The 16,854-nt window shown below is 67.6% G+C and carries 16 protein-coding genes and 2 pseudogenes; 5 read left to right on the top strand and 13 right to left on the bottom strand.

All coding sequences use genetic code 11. The features are described 5' to 3' along the window. Positions 1–497: 497 nt before the first annotated feature. Together E4N62_RS20175 and E4N62_RS20170 are read left to right on the top strand one after the other, a co-directional pair. The gene (locus tag E4N62_RS20175; protein WP_230216284.1) at positions 498–1,088 is read left to right on the top strand and encodes a replication/maintenance protein RepL; all 591 of its coding nucleotides are present in this window, start codon (positions 498–500) and stop codon (positions 1,086–1,088) included. A 19-nt stretch (positions 1,089–1,107) separates the two neighbouring features. Further along, entirely contained in the window at positions 1,108–1,503 is a 396-nt protein-coding gene (locus E4N62_RS20170) for a winged helix-turn-helix domain-containing protein (RefSeq protein ID WP_230216282.1), read from the top strand. A 196-nt stretch (positions 1,504–1,699) separates the two neighbouring features. Here the strand turns inward: E4N62_RS20170 and E4N62_RS20165 are convergent, their stop codons facing one another. The 6 genes and pseudogenes from E4N62_RS20165 to E4N62_RS20140 form a co-directional block, all read right to left on the bottom strand. Continuing rightward, entirely contained in the window at positions 1,700–3,673 is a 1,974-nt protein-coding gene (locus E4N62_RS20165; protein ID WP_230216280.1) for a hypothetical protein, read from the bottom strand. Positions 3,674–3,796: 123 nt separating this feature from the next. Next, positions 3,797–5,884 (bottom strand): ATP-binding protein, encoded by a 2,088-nt coding sequence (locus tag E4N62_RS20160; protein ID WP_230216278.1) that lies wholly within the window; start codon positions 5,882–5,884, stop codon positions 3,797–3,799. After that, a complete protein-coding gene (locus tag E4N62_RS20155) occupies positions 5,881–6,555 on the bottom strand; it encodes a hypothetical protein (RefSeq protein WP_230216276.1) in 675 nt (224 codons plus the stop codon). Before E4N62_RS20155 ends, E4N62_RS20160 begins: the two co-directional genes overlap by 4 nt. A gap of 106 nt (positions 6,556–6,661) precedes the next feature. Then, positions 6,662–6,847 (bottom strand): annotated as a pseudogene (locus E4N62_RS20150) (hypothetical protein); the annotation flags it as partial. Between the two features lie 71 nt (positions 6,848–6,918). Beyond that, a complete protein-coding gene (locus tag E4N62_RS20145) occupies positions 6,919–7,188 on the bottom strand; it encodes a hypothetical protein (RefSeq protein ID WP_230216274.1) in 270 nt (89 codons plus the stop codon). Positions 7,189–7,267: 79 nt separating this feature from the next. Continuing rightward, the gene (locus E4N62_RS20140) at positions 7,268–7,534 is read right to left on the bottom strand and encodes a hypothetical protein (RefSeq protein ID WP_230216272.1); all 267 of its coding nucleotides are present in this window, start codon (positions 7,532–7,534) and stop codon (positions 7,268–7,270) included. A 228-nt stretch (positions 7,535–7,762) separates the two neighbouring features. Here E4N62_RS20140 and E4N62_RS20135 point away from each other — a divergent pair, with 228 nt between their 5' ends. Then, complete coding sequence (locus E4N62_RS20135) at positions 7,763–8,194, top strand: DUF6300 family protein (RefSeq protein ID WP_308185299.1); 432 nt, start codon at positions 7,763–7,765, stop codon at positions 8,192–8,194. A 346-nt stretch (positions 8,195–8,540) separates the two neighbouring features. Here E4N62_RS20135 and E4N62_RS20130 read toward each other — a convergent pair whose 3' ends face one another. Further along, a complete protein-coding gene (locus tag E4N62_RS20130) occupies positions 8,541–10,157 on the bottom strand; it encodes a serine/threonine-protein kinase (protein WP_230216269.1) in 1,617 nt (538 codons plus the stop codon). Between the two features lie 55 nt (positions 10,158–10,212). On the opposite strand from E4N62_RS20130, the gene E4N62_RS20125 reads away from it, so the two are divergent. Continuing rightward, positions 10,213–10,542: a transposase gene (locus E4N62_RS20125; protein ID WP_230216267.1), complete on the top strand. Its 330-nt coding sequence runs from the start codon at positions 10,213–10,215 to the stop codon at positions 10,540–10,542. Then, the gene (locus E4N62_RS20120; protein WP_230216265.1) at positions 10,539–11,468 is read left to right on the top strand and encodes an IS3 family transposase; all 930 of its coding nucleotides are present in this window, start codon (positions 10,539–10,541) and stop codon (positions 11,466–11,468) included. Before E4N62_RS20125 ends, E4N62_RS20120 begins: the two co-directional genes overlap by 4 nt. Here E4N62_RS20120 and E4N62_RS20115 read toward each other — a convergent pair. The 6 genes and pseudogenes from E4N62_RS20115 to istA form a co-directional block, all read right to left on the bottom strand. Continuing rightward, positions 11,357–12,631, bottom strand: a complete 1,275-nt coding sequence (locus tag E4N62_RS20115; RefSeq protein ID WP_230216262.1) for a hypothetical protein — start codon at positions 12,629–12,631, stop codon at positions 11,357–11,359. The genes E4N62_RS20120 and E4N62_RS20115 overlap by 112 nt on opposite strands. Positions 12,632–12,676: 45 nt before the next feature. Further along, positions 12,677–13,144: a hypothetical protein gene (locus tag E4N62_RS20110; RefSeq protein WP_230216260.1), complete on the bottom strand. Its 468-nt coding sequence runs from the start codon at positions 13,142–13,144 to the stop codon at positions 12,677–12,679. Between the two features lie 212 nt (positions 13,145–13,356). Next, positions 13,357–13,755 (bottom strand): hypothetical protein, encoded by a 399-nt coding sequence (locus tag E4N62_RS20105; RefSeq protein ID WP_230213572.1) that lies wholly within the window; start codon positions 13,753–13,755, stop codon positions 13,357–13,359. After that, positions 13,752–14,599 (bottom strand): annotated as a pseudogene (locus E4N62_RS20100) (IS5 family transposase). Before E4N62_RS20100 ends, E4N62_RS20105 begins: the two are co-directional and overlap by 4 nt. A 204-nt stretch (positions 14,600–14,803) precedes the next feature. After that, the gene (gene istB, locus E4N62_RS20095; RefSeq protein ID WP_230216258.1) at positions 14,804–15,592 is read right to left on the bottom strand and encodes an IS21-like element helper ATPase IstB; all 789 of its coding nucleotides are present in this window, start codon (positions 15,590–15,592) and stop codon (positions 14,804–14,806) included. Positions 15,593–15,596: 4 nt separating this feature from the next. After that, positions 15,597–16,838: an IS21 family transposase gene (gene istA, locus E4N62_RS20090; RefSeq protein WP_230216338.1), complete on the bottom strand. Its 1,242-nt coding sequence runs from the start codon at positions 16,836–16,838 to the stop codon at positions 15,597–15,599. Positions 16,839–16,854: the final 16 nt, after the last annotated feature.

The raw sequence follows: 16,854 nt of genomic DNA, 5'->3' as shown, positions 1-16,854 counted from the left end.
AGGGGCAGGGGGCAGGAGGCAGGGGAAGGGAGTTGTGGCGGAGGCTCATCTTTAATTAAGAGGCGCTCGGGAAAAGTGGCCTCTGACCTGCGGTTTTGTGAAACCTAATGTCGGCGGCCACCGACATTAGGTGTGCTTGGATGTCGGTCCGTACCCACACTCAGCTTAGAAACATGCGTCTATGCACAACTCTCCGATGAGACATGCGAATAGACGCAAGTATTGCCCTGCAGGCTCAGCGGTCCGCAGCGCCGATCTCAAGAAGGCTTCCCTCGCCGGATCACTACCCGGCGAGTTACATACGGACGCCCCGCCGGCAGCTAGCCGCGCGTGCGGACATGCCATCGCACGGGGGCGCGTAGACCAGGCTCTGCGCCGATGTCTGCGACCGCCGACACAAACTTGCGATGAGTAGCAACTCTCCTGCGTGTAACATGCGGATGGTCGCAACTTTTGCCGTACAGTGCGCAGCACCTGTACGGGAAAGGATCATCTACATGGACGCAGCGGCAGAGGGTCTGCGCGCATGGCGCGCGAGCCCTCGACCTCAACCGCCCAAGCCTGTAAGGCCTGTTGAGAAGGATGGTGGCACCGATCTCGCGCGCCGGATTGCGGAGCAGTTCGGGAAGGGCCCCGTCCACGAGGTCAAAACGGTCGTCTACCGGCGCCCTCCTCACGACATGCTCGGCGAGGCCGGCTACTCCCTCGTCAGCAACTACTTCTTGCGGCGCGTCCTGCCGTACTGCCTGATGCACAACATCATCAGCAAGCTGCAGGCCGCCGTGCTGTCGAACATGATCGGCAGGCAGAAGAAGGGCAAGATCGAGTGCACACACGCTGAGATCGCAGCCGAGCTCGGCGTGAAGCGGACCAGCATCGGCCACGCCCTCGACGCGCTCTGCGAGAAGAACCTCATCCGCAAGGTCAAGAGGTCCTCCTACCAGCTCAACCCTCGCGTCGCGTATAACGGAAACGGCCAGGAGCAGCACGACTTCCTCGCCGAGCTGCGAGCACTCGTCCTCGACTCCAAGTTCCCCGACGAACTCGCACCCGAGCTCACGTTGTTCTCCCGAACCGAGCTCGGCTGACCGAAGGGATCCCCTCGCCATGATGACCACCACGGACTTGCTGGGCATGCTGCACCAGCTGCAGCTCACCCCCACGGCGATCGACGTCCTCTCGGTGATGGTCGCGCACCAGGACCCCGGGGGCTCCGTGGGCATGAAGCAATCTGAGATCGACGAGATCCTCGGCGTGGGCCAGGCCTCCATGAGCCGCGCCATGGGACTGCTGGTCGAACGCGGCATCGTGCTGCGCTCCGGCGGCGGCCGCGGCCACCGCTACGCGCTCAACCCGGCCGTGGCCGGCTACGAGTCGCAACACGAGCTGGAGAAAGAGATGACCCAGCAGCTCGCCGTCGGCGGTCCTCCCCCGATCAAGGTCCCGGGCTACGCCAAGCGCCCGCCCAAGCCCGGCAAGGGCGGCCTCCACGCGGTCGCCTGATCGCTCTCAGACGCAGTGATGCCCCGGCCGTACCGCCGGGGCATCACCGCACCTGTACGCGAAAGTGCGTCTCTCCAGTATGCCCGCCGGCCGTGTTGTCCCGCTTCGGGAGACGACGGCAGCAGCGTGAGATAGGCCTCTGAGGTCATCGGCAGCTCCACTCACCGTGGGAGTGCTGCCGGTGGGCGCTGCGCGGCTATGGAGCTGGGGCAGGGCGCAGCAGGTTGGGGTTCTCGCGGCCTCCTGGAATGCGGATGATGACGACGAGGCATGGTTGGGATTCGCCAGGACGTTGGACGGGTTCGATCCAAATACTATCGAAAAGGTTGGCGGCGCCTTCGGCGTCGACGGTCTTGTCCAGGGCGAGCAGGATGGCGAAACCAGCGTTCGCGTTTTGATATTCGGTGGCTTGGGCGACGTATTGGCGTAGTGCGGTTTCGCTGGCGTCGTCTTCTTCGATCTTGCATTCAACGTTGAATTGCACGGCACCGAAGGAGACGAGAATGTCGGTTCTTCCGCCTGCCTTGTCGATCACTTCTGAGTTGATGACGCCGAATAGCGCTGAGAACTGCAGCACTTCCCGGTAGTGCTGGTGGAATAGGGCTTCGTCTACTTTCTGCTTCTTGCCGTCTTTATCCCGTTTGCGGAGGTACTCGGTGTAGGAGCCGCCCATCTTCCGGCCGATGTCGTAGCAGAGGTAGACGTAGCGGATCGTGGTTTCCAGGAGAGCAGTGAACTCGTCGGCGATGCCCGGAAGCCAGTCGCGCGAGCCTTTGAGTCGGCTGAGGAGTCCTGCCCGGAGGCGGCCGTACTTGGGATCGGCGATCGCCGCGAGGACGTCGTCGTGGGTGCGCAGGCCGAGCTCCAGGCGGTCGAGGACGTGCTCCGGCGTCTGGTCAACGAACGCGGCGAAGTCGTCCTCGAGTTGGTGTGCCAGCCGCTGCCAGCGTCGCGCTTTTCCCCGATCACCCGCCCGCTGATCGGTGGAGTTCTCGCTGATCGTGGTGCGTTGGAGGAGAGCGGCGTGGAGTCGCTGAGCCGCGGGATCGTTGCGGAGTTCCTCGTCATGGGTCAGCGCGTGCTGGAGGAAACGCTGCCGGTGCTCGTTCTGGAGGAAGGCGTCCTCGATGACGGGCGCTACCAGGGTCTCCACGGCGGCGGCCGCTGGGGTGTCTGTGAGGACGGCGACCGTGTTCTGCGCGGTGTACGCGCGGAGCAGTGCGGTGAGGATGCCGTGGCCGCGTTCGTACCAGGGGTCACCGTGTGCGAGGTGCGCGGCGGCGCCGTCGAGCAGGACGGTGAGTTCCGACCAGGCGATTACGTCGTCCTGGCGTGGCCGTGCCCAGGCCGGGGTGCGGGTGCGGTAGCGATAGTCCCGATAGAGGTGGAGGGTGTCGCGCAGGGTGGATGCGGCGCTGTGGACGCGTGCGGGGGCGTCGGGGGCGGACAGGCCGAGGACGGCTTCGATGGCGGCGTGGTAGAGCTGAGCGTCCAGGCGGTCGGGGTCGAGGGCGATCAGTTCGGCCAGCCGGTCCTGGGTTTTGCGGAGTTGCTCAGCCATGGGCGTGTACTGATCTTGTTCCAGAGCCTGGCGCAGGTCGCCGAGGGCGAGCTCGAAGGCGGCGTCCCGGCAGGTGTGGTCGAGCATCAGGCAGCGTTCGAGGGCTTCGCGGAGGCCGGCGCCGGGATGGTGGGCGTCGAGGACGCCGAGGAGGCGGGGCAGGCGGGTGGCCATGGCCTCGGGAAGTGCAGCTGGGTCCTCGGTTGCTTCGTCCATGGCACCGAGGAGACGTGCGGCCTTGGTGACGCCGGCCAAGGTGAGCTGGACGAGACAGTCCGCAGCTTCCACCCCGATGAGGGCCGCAGCGAGGTCGTCACCGGCGTCCTGGGCTTGCTGGAGGCGGGCAAGCAGGACGCGTGTCAGTGGAGTGCCGAGTTCACGTGCCAGGGCCGGGCGGCTGGCGAGGGCGTCGGTGGCGCTGGCCAAGGCCGCGTGGTTGTTGTTGGTCCGCAGGCCATCGAGGACGGCATCGTACAGCGGCTTGCACGCTTCCGTGCCGAAGGCGTCGAAGTGATGCGCGGTCGCCTGGATGAGGTGGCGCAGGAAAGGGCCCTGGGCGAGGTGGTCCGCGGCGGCGAGAACGGCGTCGAAGCCTCCGAGGTCCTCCACTGTTGGGCCGGCGCGCAGTTGGGGGCGGGAGGCGTGCGCGGCCCACTGGGCCAGGCGCTCGTCGATGACGTGCACGATGCCCTCCGCCTCCCTCGTCGTTGCTGGTTAGTCCTGGTGGCCTTCCTAGAAGAGATGGCGTTTGTCAGGACCGGTCACGGTACGGTCCTCGGGGTAGAACTCCCAAACCGCGTCGTCGATCGACGTGATTACGATCTGGATGCCGGGGTCGTCTGCCGCGGTCTCGTAGAGGGTCTTGATGCACTGGCGCGCGTTCTCGTGGGAGAGCTCCTCGGCTGTGGGCGCGTCGATGAGCAGCAGAGCGGGGTGGGACATGATGCCCCGTTTGCGTCCGACTTTGATCATGCCGACGATGGCCGCGATACGCATGCGCAGGCGGTCGGTAGGGCTGAATGCTTTGAAGGGGTGCTTTTTGCCGGTCTTGCGGGCGTTGAGGTGTCCCGCAAGGTTGAGGTCGACGCTGGTCAGGTTGGCCACGCCCAGGTCGTGGGCGATGGCGACGATCTCGTCGTTCAGGTCGGTGAACAGGGCCTTGCTGTGGTCGGTGACCACCTCCGACAACGCCTCGGCGGCCGCCTCCAAGATGGCGTCGCTGTCGTCGGAGTCGTTCTCGGTGTCCGACGGGCTCGTCGTTGCGGTGACGTAGTCGCCGACCACCTCCGGCAGTCCGGTCCCGTTGCCGGTGGCGACTGCCAGAGCGCCGCGCAGCTGGTAGACGTCCTCCCGGGCGGATTCGAGTCGGGTGTACCAGTTGCCGGAGCGTGCCGCGGTAAGGCGGGCGTTCACCAGGTCGTAGGCGCCACGGCTGTTGTCGCAGGCGGCGACAGCCGTCTCGACAGCCAGCCGGGCTGTGTCTTCAGCCGTGCGGGAGGCGTTCACCCGATCCTCCAGTCGGCTGAGCAGCGCTGCCCGCGCCTCTGGGTCGTCCTCCACCTCCGGCAGGGGGCTCGCGCACACCGAGCACCGGTGTTCGCTCTCTTCCGCGGTACGCCGGGCGTCGTCGATCTCGTGGTCGCAGCGCGGGCAGGCCTCCGGCTCAAGCGCTCCCAGAAGGGCTTGGGCCGCACGGCTTTGCTGGGCCCGGCGGACGGCTCGTTCGTCCTTGAGACGGGCCTTGCGCGCGAGGTCGTGGCTTTCTTCAGCCTCCTGGAGAGCCGCCTGGTCGTGGGCGAGCCGTCGTGCGGCGGCATCGACGTCGGCGAGCAGGCCCGTCAGGTCAGGCTGGCCTGCTTCCAGGGCCGCTACCTTCTCCTGGGCAGCCCTGAGCGCCTGGCGCAGCGGCTCGGTCTGCTGCTCGCGGGCTTTGGCGTCCTCGCGTGCCCGGCGCTGAACGCGGTTGCTCTCCTGGGTGTCCTTCTTGCGGGCCGTGTTGATCTGGGTCAGCTCGGACGCGTAGGGGACGTCGAGGAAGAGCTGCATCAGCTTCACGGGGAGTTGGTTGTACGACGTGGGGCCCAGCAGGATGCTGGAGTTTCCTGCGTTCAGCGCGATGGCATAGAAGTAGCTTGCCCAGCCGTGCACTTGCTCTGCGCTGTCGCGGTTGCCGTCGGCGTCCTTCGGGGCGCTGGCCTCGGCCGCCCACAGGGACAGTGGTCGAAGGCCCAAGCGATCGAGCATGAAACGGTCGATGAGCTCCTTGACGCCGCCGGGCTCCGCAGTGGCCGCCACGCGTACGCCGGGACCGGTCTCCTGGGAGCCGTCGAGGGCTGTGAGGTGCTCGAGGGTGTCGGCGCTCAGGAGCCGGCAGCTGGGGCGCTCGGGTTTGTCGAAGGTCAGGCGGATGGAGGCGGCGACGCCGGCGACCTCGATATCCGCGCGGACGTAGGAGAACCAGTCCACTGTCTCCGACCGGCGGAAGGCTTCGAAGCCGTCCCCGCGCAGGGCGTAGCTCAGCGCCCACAGAAGGCTCGACTTGCCGGCATTGTTCAGGGTGCTGGCGATCGCCCACGGCCCCGGCCCCAGCGTCATGTCGACGGTGAAGGGGCCGTCGTTGTCGTCCGTATCGGTCTTGATGCCCTCGCAGTACAGCCGGTGCACGACCAGTTGCCGTCGCGCGGGCAGCGGCCTGGTCAGCTGAATGCCGTGGGCATACAGGGCCTCACGGACCCTCTTCACGTCAGCGGACGGCACACGGGCGGCGATCTGCTCATACAGCTCGCCGTCGGACGGCACGGGCAAAGGCTCTGTGGTCACGCGGCGTCCCCCTGCTCTGCTTCGGCGCGCAGCCGGGCCAGGCGCGCGCGGGCCCGGTCGGCAATCGACGGGATGAACTCGTTCAGCGGGGTCTCGGCGTAGTCGCGCTGCAAGTACTGCCGTTTGCGCAGCGCCAGGGCGGAGTGCCCTGTGGCCTCGGCCAGCGCCCGGACGAGGCGGGCGCGCTCGGTGTACCAGGCCAGGACCGGGAACTGCTCCGTTGCCCGTTCGGCGAGATCGCGGCCCTTGGCCGTGAGGTAGTAGTTGTCCTGCAGCACCCGCTTGGCGGTGCGCCTCGGCACGACCACCACCAGCCGCGGGACGGCCAGGATGCTCATCGCCAGGTCGATGTACTCGAACGCCCCGAACAGGTAGCGCAGCATCGGGATGGCGCAGATCTCCGGCTCGTCCGAATCCAGGATGCTGCCGGCCAACTCCAGGTTGATGGCTTCCTTCTCGCGCTCGTAGTCGTTGAGAAGCTCATCTGCCAGGTAGTCCGGGTTACGCAGCCAGAAGTCGAGCTTCTGCAGCCGGCCCTCAGCGCGCAGCACAGCCACCGCATCCTTCGGCGCGGCCTGCTGCTCGGCCTCGTTCAACGGATCGGACACCGCCGCGATGAGCAGCAGAAGCCGAATCGCGTCGGAGAAGCGATCCCCCTCGTCATCATCCACTCACACACCGTAATGACTCGTGATGTGGTTGATCAATGCCTCTGCAAGGACGTTCCGGATCGGTGAGAGGGTTCTTCGGCGACACAACCTAGATGATCGATTCCAACGGCGACTTCATGTTGCAACCCGGCTTGACGATAATCTTTCCGGCTGTGGTCTCCCGCAGATCGGCCTCGGCCATCTCGGTCATGAAACGGGTGGAGCCGCAGATCGCGACGATACGCGGGAGGCTCAACAGCTTCTTCGCGTCGGCGAGCTTCTCACCGGGGGTGAGCAGTTGCGGGTATGACACCAGCTCCTCCTGGTGGTGTCATCCAAGGGGTGCCTGCGGAGACGAGAACGAGGGTGTCCGATTCACTGGGATCACACCGCGATGTGCTTCCACGTCACTTTGGAGGCGCGCCGCAGCATCCATTGGTAGAACTCATAACCGTTGTCGATGTCAACGAAGTCCTCGACGTGCTCCACACCTTCTTGCCTCCACGTCACCCGGTAGATCGTCTTCGGCGCCGGGTACTGGGCAGCCTCCTGCTCGGCCTCGACTGCGGCGACTCGCGGCCGTGCGTTTACGGCCAGCTTCCCGACAGCGCCTACTGCGGCCAATCCCACGGCCCACAGCAACTTGCCACGCATCCGTTCCCCCTAGTGTTCGGTTCCACGTGACGGTATCGGGTGTCACTGGGATGAGTACCTCGCGCGCGTCAGGGATGACCTACGCGCCTGGCTTGACCCATGCCGCGAAGGCATTGTCGGCGTACTGCTCGCGGTCGCGTTCGGGCAGCGGTGTGTCCCTCGGCGGGATCAGCGCCCGCGCAGGCTTCTCGGGCTGCGCCTGCACCACCCTGACCGACGGCGAGCGCCTCGGCTGCGGACGGGGCGGCTGCACCAAGCTCGCCATGATGTGGGCTGCACGCTCGCGGGCCGCAGTCTTCGCCGCGGCCTTCCGGGCCCGCTTCGCTTCCGGCGTCTCCTTCGGCATGGCCACAGGTTACGCGCGCGCGAAGGGTGGTGCGGCAGGCATGAGAAAACCCTCCGGTCGGGTGGCGGCCCGGGGGGTCTCTGCGGTCGGTCAGGCAGCGCCCGGCTCGTGTGCTGCCAGGGCCCTGCACTCTGGTCGATCCCTATTCACGTGTCTCCGCCCTTGACTTAGGTTGCGAATGGGGCAGATCGTGACTGTTCGCTTCTTGCTCCACGGGAAGGGGACTGTATGTCCTTCACCTGGCGATACGTGGTACGTCCGGACGGGTCTTTCAGCCGGATCGGTAACCTCAACGGGAGCCTCGACGACGTCAGTGACAAAGAACTGGCCCGCATGTGCCCTGCTGATCGCGATGACGAACAACCGCAGGCTCGGCCCTGTTCCCGCTGCGGGAGCGATCTCCTGCTGCACTGGCACGGCCCGCTCGGGACCGGTGTGTGGATGGAGCTTTGCGCCGCCTGCGACGTTCACCGCCCCGCAGCCCGTGCCTTCATCCGCTGGCACCGCGACGCCGACCGCGACCCGAAGTCGCTCCCCCAACTGTTCGAGGACTGGGAGAGCGAGACCATGCACGCCCACGGCTGGGCCCGCGCCCAGGAACCCGAGGCTCCCTTCAGTCCCCCCTCCCCGCCCGGCCTCACACCGCGCGGACGAGGTTGAACACGAGGTCGGAGAAGCCTTCGGCCCGCGGGCATCAGCGTGGAGCCGTCGGCGGGAGCCGTGCCATCGTTGCCGTACGTCAGTGGGCCCGGCCGCAGCCACGCAGGGCCCGCACCTAGGAGGCGGCTCTCCCGGCTCATCTGACGGGAGCCGGGGCGGCCGTCAGCACCTTGGGAACACGAGGGCGCGGATGAAATGGACGCCCGTCTCCATGTGGACCAGTTGGAGGGGCTACCCGTCTCGCCTCTGATCGCCAACGCGCCCGGACAACGGGTCCGTCGGCGAAGATCGGGCGGCCGGGCCGTAATGACCGTGATGTGGTTGATCATGCCCTTGCACTGACCGCTCAAGGGCTGTAGACAGCGCCTCGGATGGCCTGGTTGACTCGCCGGTCGTCGGCAAGTTCGACGAGGAGGCGGGCTCCGTCTGGTTGAGCACGCAGTGCGGTGGCGGTGATGCTCGCGGCGTTCCCGGTGAGCTCGCGCATCCAGTCCTTGATGTCGTCTCGTGGTTTCCACCGGTCGTGGCGGCTGTCCCATTCACACATGCCCTGAACGGCTGTGTCGAGCAGAGCCCACTGCTTGTCGCGCGCTGCCAGGCGGGCGACATCGAGCAGCCACCACACGGCCCGGTCGGCCTCTTCCCAGCTGGGCCAGTCGTCGGCTGCGGCATGTTCAGCGAGCGCCTGGACCACGGCGGCCGCCTGCGTGGGGTTGTCGAGCATCGCCTTCCTGGCGGTCGCCACCTTCAGTCTGGTGATCACGTCCAGGTACAACTCATCGGAGCCGGGCTGATCGGCGGCAAGGGCGAGCAGTTGCGCGGCCGCAGCAGTGTCGTTCTTCTTGTCGGCTGCCTTCAGCAGGCGCTGAGCGCGCACAATGGGCAGTTCGCTGGCGGCCCCTGTCTCGCGTTCGACCAGGTTGAGGAAGGCCGTCATGTCCTGGGGCCGGCGGGCGGGATCGAACTGGGTGGCCTGGCGTACGACGCCGTACCACGGGCCCGGCGGGGGAAGGAGGGGCCTGTTGGTCTGGGGCCAGGTCCCGGTGAGAATCCAGCCGATGAGCTGGCCGAGGCTGTAGATGTCGCTGGCGGGAGTCACATCGTGACCGTCGATGAACTGTTCCGGCGCCGCGAAGCCTTCGGTGCCGATGCCTGTGGTGGTCAACAGGCCAGCAGTACTCGTCTGTCCGCGGGGGCGGCGCACGATCCCCCAGTCCGCGACCACCCAACGCCCGTCCAACAGCAGGATGTTGCCAGGGGTGATATCCCGGTGGATCCAGTCGTGCTGGTGCGCGTCGGCCAGGCCGACGGCAACGGCCTCCACCATGGCTCGCAGTTGGCCCGGCTCCTGCAGCTTGATACGTCTGTCCTTGACGTTGTCCTCGGCCTTCGGCATGACGAACCACTCATAGCCGGGATCGAAGTCGAGTACGGGCATGACGTGGGGGTTGGAACCCAGCCGCTGGGCGATCTCCACTTCGCGATGCATACGCCGGATGCCTCGCTGTCTGAACATGCCCTTCCGCCGTTTGAAGGCTACGATCGTGCCCGATTGTTTGTGGGTGGCCGGGAAGACCTCCCCCTGCCCGCCAGGCGGGGCCAGAGGGCGCCGGCCCAGGCTGTAGTCGTCGCGCTCGCCGCGGGCCGACCGGCTCACCACGTCGTAGCGGCTAACCTCCGGCGTCGACGCGGGCTCGGGCGTGGAGGCCTGATCCTCGGGGCGGTGGCCGGTGATGCGTACCAGGACCGGGGCGGGGTTGTCGATGTCGTTCGAGGGCAGCGAGGTAAGCAGGTAGGCGGGCCCGCGGTCAGGGGTCTGGGTGAGGCCGAATACCTCTGCGAGCCGCATGCGTACCAGGGGCTCGCTCGTGCGGCTGGGAATGTCGGTGCGGTGTACGGCGATGCCGCCTTCACTTCGGTCGGGTGATGCGCTCAGCACGCTTCCGATGCCGGCGCGCAGCACGTGTGGCCCTCCCCTCATAGCGTGGAGCCCGTGATTGCAGGGGAAGTTGGGGTTCATGGGGTCCAAGAAACAGCCGTACGACGCCGAGTTCCGTGAGGGCGCCGTTCGCATCGTGATCGAGACTGGGAAGCCGGTCCCGGAGGTAGCCGAGGAACTCGGCATCAACCCCGGCACCCTCCACAGCTGGGTCTCGCGCTGGCGCCGTAACGGAACGGCGTCGTCGGACCGGCCCGCGCAGACCGCGGCCAGCGGGCGGGTGCGCGAGGCCGAGCGCGTGGAACTGGAGCGGCTGCGGCGTGAGATGAGCGAGAAGAACAAGCGCATCCGGGAGCTGGAGATGGAGCGTGATGTCCTCAAGCGATGCATGGTCCTCTGGGTGAAGTGACCGAGAACGCTCCGGAGGCGCTGGTCGCCTTCATCGGTAACCAGAGGGCCGAGTACGGCGTCCCGCACCGGGTGGCCTGCCGGGTGGCCGGGGTGAGCGAGGCGTGGTTCTACAAATGGCGCCGCCGGCCGGACGAACCGACGAACCGCGAGGTCAGACGCGCGAGGCTGGAGGAGAGGATCGTGTACTTCTTCCGGGAGTCGGGCCGGACCTACGGCTCGCCGAGGATCACGCTCGATCTGTGGGCGGAGGGCTGGCAGGTCTCGGAGAACACGGTCGCCAAGATCATGGCCGAGCTCGGGCTCCAGGGTCGCAAGCCCCCGCGGCGGCGGTCGTTGACCCGGCAGGGCAAGCGGAAGGCCGCCCCTGACCTGGTGCACCGCCGGTTCGAAGCGGTGGCGCCGGATGTGCTGTGGTACGGCGACATGACGGAGATCGAGACCGCTGAGGGCAAGGTCTACCTGGCCACGGTCCTGGACGCGTTCTCGCGCCGCTGCCTCGGGTACGCGATGGGCGAGCACCACGATGCGGCCCTGGTCGGCGCGTCCTTGCAGATGGCCGCAGCGACGCGGGGCGGTCGCAGGGACGGGACGATCTTTCACAGCGATCGCGGGGCGGAATATACGTCCGAGGCGTACAACGGCCTGTGCGACCGGTTGGGCGTGGTGCAGTCCATGGGGCGGGTGGGGTCGGCGCTGGACAACGCCGCCGCGGAGTCGTTCAACTCGCTGATCAAGGTGGAGTACATCCACCGGCATCGCTTCGCGACCCGCACCGAGGCGCGGCTGAGGATCGCGACCTGGATCACCGGGTTCTACAACCCCAGGCGCAGGCACAGCGCGGCCGGCGGCCTGCCGCCGGAAGAGTTCGAACGGATCATCATCGAAGCACGCAACCAGAGCGGCCAGAGGTGCCAGGCCGCATAGAAGAGGTCTCTACGAAACGAGGGGATTGACACGTGTGCCGGGTAGTGCACGGGGGTCTCAACGCAGTCCTTGCGCTGTCCGGCGTCCGTCGTGCGCGCCAGATCCACCACGGCGCTGTTCCCCTGCGCGGCGAGGAAGAACTGGCGGCCGTCCAGCCAGAGAGCCGAGCGCACTGCGGCGTTGAAGGTGATCGGGTAGCGCAGCTGGTCGCCGACCGTTTCCCCGGCACGGGTCAGTGCGAGGGTCCCCTCACCGGCGCCGAGGGTGGCACCGTATCCGGTCAATATCCACGGTTCGTCGTCTGGTCCGGGCAAAAGCACCGCACCCTCTTCGAATGCTCCGGCGACAACCCGCAGGTGTCCTTCATGCCAGCGCACCAGCGCGGAGCCGCACATCACCAGCGTGGCGCCGTCCCCGCACACCAGAGCACCTCCGTGGCACCCAGGCAGGAGCAGGCGCCAGCGAGCCTGACCGCTGCCCGCATCAACCTCCAGCAGCCCGTCGGGGCAGGTGATCAACAGATGCTCGTCGGGCAGACACGCCAGACCGGTGGGGTGCGCAGACTGAGCCCGTCCGACGAGCAACACCTCGGCGGTCACCCCCGCCCACGTCTTGGACTCCACCTGCACGGGGGACATCAGGCGAGCCGGCGGCGTCAGATCCAGAGGCTGCGGCGCGGGGGCGCCGACGCCGAGCAACTCGGCCAACGGCGCATGCGGCTTCCGTCGGCGCAGGGCTGTGCGCACCAGGGCGGCCAGCGGAGACAACCCGGCGACCGCCGCTTCCAGATGGGTTCGGTCGAGGACTGCGCCACGGTCACCGATCTTGTGAACGAGTTCTTCGTCCGGCTGTTCCTCGGGCCAGTGCAGCACTGCCCACGAGGCGCCACGCGCCGCTCCCATGGTGTGCACGAGCACGCTGCCCCACGCCGGTTCCTGGCGCCGGGCAAGGACAATGAGGAAGTCCCTGCCCTCGAACTCGTATGCCATCGCCAGCGCGCCTGTGTCACCGAGCGCGGTCAGGTGCATGGAGTCCGCAGGGACGGACCTCGACAACAGCGTAGACACGATGTCGGCCAGCTGCTGCAACTGGTCCTCGGCCGAGGCGGTGTCGTTCCTTCGCCACTGGCCGTACTCGACCAACAGCTCGCGTTCCTGCTCCACCGTGCTGATTCCCCCTCGGTCCCGAGCGTGGTCTGCGCGTTTGCGTTACTGACCGGCTCTGGTCCGTGAGCCTATGACCCGTGATGGTTCCGCCGCTTGGTAATAGCTGACGACCGGTGCCCGCTCAGGGCCTGGGTGTGTGTGGGGCGGCCCGATGAGCCGGGCGACGTCGGGGGGAGCCACCGTCCAGTCGGATTCCCAAGCGTACTTTTGCACCATGCCCACCAGGTGTTGCCGGTCTTTCTCAGGAGGCGACGTCTCTTCCAGGTACACGACGAGGTAGGTATACAGAGTGTCGTAGCTCGCCTCCAAGGTTTCCAGTGTGTTCGCCGCGTCCCGGGCGGACGGCCGACTGAAGACCTTGAACCAGGCGCGGAACCAAGGCGCCAGAGACTCGTCGTCGATCCCGCAGGCTTGCAGGAATGCGACGTACTGCCGGAGGTCTCGGGGGACGCGGCCGGTGGTAATGGCATTGGCGGTGCTGCGCGGCAACCACCGTGAGGCCAGCGCCATCGTCCGCGACTCCGGGCGGCCCCCTTGTGCCCAGGCGTCGCGCAGGGCGTGGCTGAGACTGGCGACGTCTCCGACGCGCTGCAGGTTGGGCCGGACACTGGACCGGCGGAAGTCCCGCTTGGCCTGCGCGACAGCTCTCAGTGGGCGGTTCGTGAGCTGATGTCTGTTTCCGGCTGAGGTTGGTGCGAGGTCGCTGGTGGAGGTTCCGTCGGCTATTGCTTTCTGGCGAAGTTGCCGGTGTCGGCCTCGGTGAGGATGCCGAGTCTGACCAGGCGTTTCAGCTTGGCGCGGGTGCCTTCGACGTGCTTCGGCAGCAGTTCGTGGCCGAGGGCTTCGCAGACGTCCTTGGCCCGTAGCGGTCCGGTCGTGTGGTTGAACGCGGCGAGGATGCGGGGGTAGTCCGGGTGCTCGGGCAGGTCCGGCGGCGATGCGGGGAGCCGGTCGGCGAGGGCGGTGACGGTCGTGCGGGTGATCGCGAGGTGCTCCAGGTGCGTCTCGGCCTCCCGCAACCGGGTCTGTAGGTCGTCGATCTGTGCGCGGAGGTCGTCCGCGTGGGCCCGGGCGGCGTCTTCCTGGAGGCCCAGGGCGTCGAGCAGGGGCTGGATGTTCACGCTGCCGCCGCCTGCGCCTCGCGCCAGGTGGGGGCGTTCGCGCCGGTGAGGCGTCGGGTCATGACGTGGGTCATCGCCCAGTAGACGCGGGAGGCGGAGGAGGAGGGGCGGTGCTCGTAGTCACGGACCAGGCGCCGGTGCAGTATCAGGATCCCGTAGGTCTGCTCGACCCTCCACCGCTTCGGCTGCGGCACGAACCCTTTGACCTGCGGGTCGCGTTCGACGATCTCGACGTCGATCCCCAGGCCGGCGCCGTGCGCGACGACCTGGTTCTTGAAGCCCTGGTCGACCAGGGCCTTGCGGACACTTCCGCCGGCGTGTTCGGCGACCTGGTCCAGCAGGATGCTGCCCGCGGCGTTGTCGTGGGCGTTCGCGGCGAGGACGACGACTGCGATGACCAGGCCGAGGACGTCCACGGCCAGGCCCGCTTGCGGCCCGGCACCCGCTTGGCCGGGTCGTGGCCGGTTGTGGAGGCGGGGACCCCGGCGGCCACGTGGACACTCTGGGTGTCCAGGACCACCAGGGTCGGGTCCTCTAATCGGCGGGCACTCTCCCGGACCTGGCAGCGCAGGAGTTCGTGGATGACCTGGTCGGTTCCGTCGTCCCGCCAGGCGGCGAAGTAGTAGTACGTCGCGCTCTTCTGCGGCAGGTCGTGCGGGAGATAGGCCCACTGGCAGCCGGTCCGGCCCTGGTAGAGGATCGCGTTCACGATCTCCCGCATCGCGTACTTGCCCTGGTGGCCGCTGACCGAGCGGTGCCGGGCCTTCCACGCGGTGATCACCGGTTCGATCAACGACCATTGCTCGTCCGATAAGTCACTCGGGTACGGCTTGCGTTCACTCACCCGGTCACACCACCAGATCAACAGCCGCGGACCGGCAGATTCCGCCCTGCCGCCACACCATCAGGCGACAGCAGATCCGCTCAAAGACTCACGAACCGCCCACTCACAGCTTCCCTGTAGTAGAGCTCGGTGATCAGGTGTCGGCGGTCTCCGAACCTGGACCCCTTTGGGGTCGGTGACTTTTGACCCCGTGTGTGCAGTTGTTCACCCGGTTGCCGCGCTCGGTGTGCGGCCGATGTCGCGGTCCTTGAGCCGGTAGGAGTCTCCCTTCAAGGAGAGCACATCGGCGTGGTGGACGAGGCGGTCGATCATGGCGGCGGCGACGGTGTCGTCGCCGAAGACCTCTCCCCAGCGTCCGAAGGGCTTGTTGCTGGTCACGATGACGGAGGCGCGTTCGTAGCGGCCGGAGATGAGCTGGAAGAACAGGTTCGCTGCTTCCGGTTCGAACGGGATGTAGCCGACCTCGTCGATCACCAGAACGGGGACGCGTGCGAGCCGCAGGAGTTCGTCCTGGAGCTTGCCGGTGGTGTGGGCGGCGGCCAGGCGGTCGACCCACTGGGAGGCGGTGGCGAAGGCGACGCGGTGTCCGGCCTGGCAGGCGCGTATGCCCAGGGCGATGGCCAGGTGGGTCTTGCCGGTGCCGGGCGGGCCGAGGAAGACCACGTTTTCCTTGCCGGTGATGAAGTCCAGGGTGCCCAGGTGGGTCACCGCCTCCCGTTTGAGCCCGCGCAGGTGGGTGAAGTCGAACTCCTCCAGCGTCTTGCGGGCGGGGAAACGGGCCGCGCGGATGCGGCCCTCACCGCCGTGGGCCTCGCGGGCGGCGACCTCGCGCTGCAGGCAGGCGGCCAGATACTCCTGATGTGTCCAGGACTCGGCGGTGGCGCGTTCGGCGAGCCGGTCGGCAGCGTCCAGCAGGGCCGGTGCCTTCAACGCACGGCTGAGGAAGGCCAGTTCAGCGGTAACGTCCCTCGATGTAGTAGTGCGGGTGGCCATGGCTTCACTCCTCTCCTGCGCCGCCCTCGATCAGCTGGAAGAGGCGGTCATAGGCCGGCAGATCCGGCTGTGCCACCTCGATTGCAGCGGCAGCGGCACCGGCACCTCTCTGGCGGTACTGGCTGCGCATCGCCGTGGCGGCATCGGCGTGGTCCGGATCGGTCAGCGTCTGGTGGCGGGCCCAGCAGCGCGCATGCTCGGCGACCAGGCGGCCGTCCAGATGGGCCCGCACTGTTTCGGTGTCTGCCTCGATCCGCACGATCCTTCCGATGGCAGCCGGGTGGACGGAGTAGTCGCAGGTGTCCAGGCGGATGTAGTGGTCCCGGCCGATCCGCACCGAGGTCTGCCACCAGCGCGGCGGCGCGGTCGGCGGCAGCGGCAGCATCGCGGCCCGGTCGGCCTCCCACCGCTCGGCCGGACGGGCATCCAGGGTGCGGTGCACCCGCCTGTTGGCGACCTCAAGCCACGAGCCCAGCTGCATGTTGAAGTCGCCCGGGGAGGCGAACACCCTGCCAGGCAGGAACGACGTCTCCAGATAGCCGTTGGCCCGCTCCACCAGCCCCTTGGCCTCCGGGTCGCGGGGCCGGCACAGGATCACCTTGCAGGCCAGCAGCCCGGCCAGCGCGGCGAACTCATGACCGAGCACGACCCGCCCCTCGCGGCGGCGTCCGATGGCCGCCTCGTTGTCCCAGACCAGTGCCCGGGGCACCGCATCCCAGCCGGACAGCAGGTCCCAGTGCCCGCTCACGAGATCGGCGGCCTGCCTCGACGGCAGCATCCGCGCGGTGATCACCCGCGAGTACCCGGCCACCATCACCAGCACCGGCGGGCGCCCGGTCTGCCCGAAACCCAGCGGGATGTCCACCGGCGGGAACCACAGATCACACTGGGCCAGCTCGCCGGGCTGATACGCCGTCCGGGAGACCGGATCCGCCGGCAGATAGACCGGCCGCAGTTCCCGCACCCGTCGCTTCAGCACCGACAACGACCGTTCCCACCCGATCCGCTCGGCGATCACCGTGGCGGGCATCCGCGGGTACTCCGCCAGCAACTCGCGGATCGCCGGTTCCACCGCATCCACGATCGAGCCCTTCGGCGCCCGCCGGTACTTCGGCGGATCGTCGCTGGCCACAGCCCGCCGCACGGTGTTCCGGGCGATCCCCAGATGCCGCGCGATCCCCTTGATCGACATGCCCTCCGCACGGTGGAGCCGCCGGATCTCAGCCCAGTCCTCCACACCGATCACCTCTTCCACCTGACTC

Source organism: Streptomyces sp. MNU76, from assembly GCF_020982545.1.
Lineage (GTDB): Bacteria > Actinomycetota > Actinomycetes > Streptomycetales > Streptomycetaceae > Streptomyces.
This window is presented reverse-complemented; position numbering and strand designations above follow the sequence as displayed.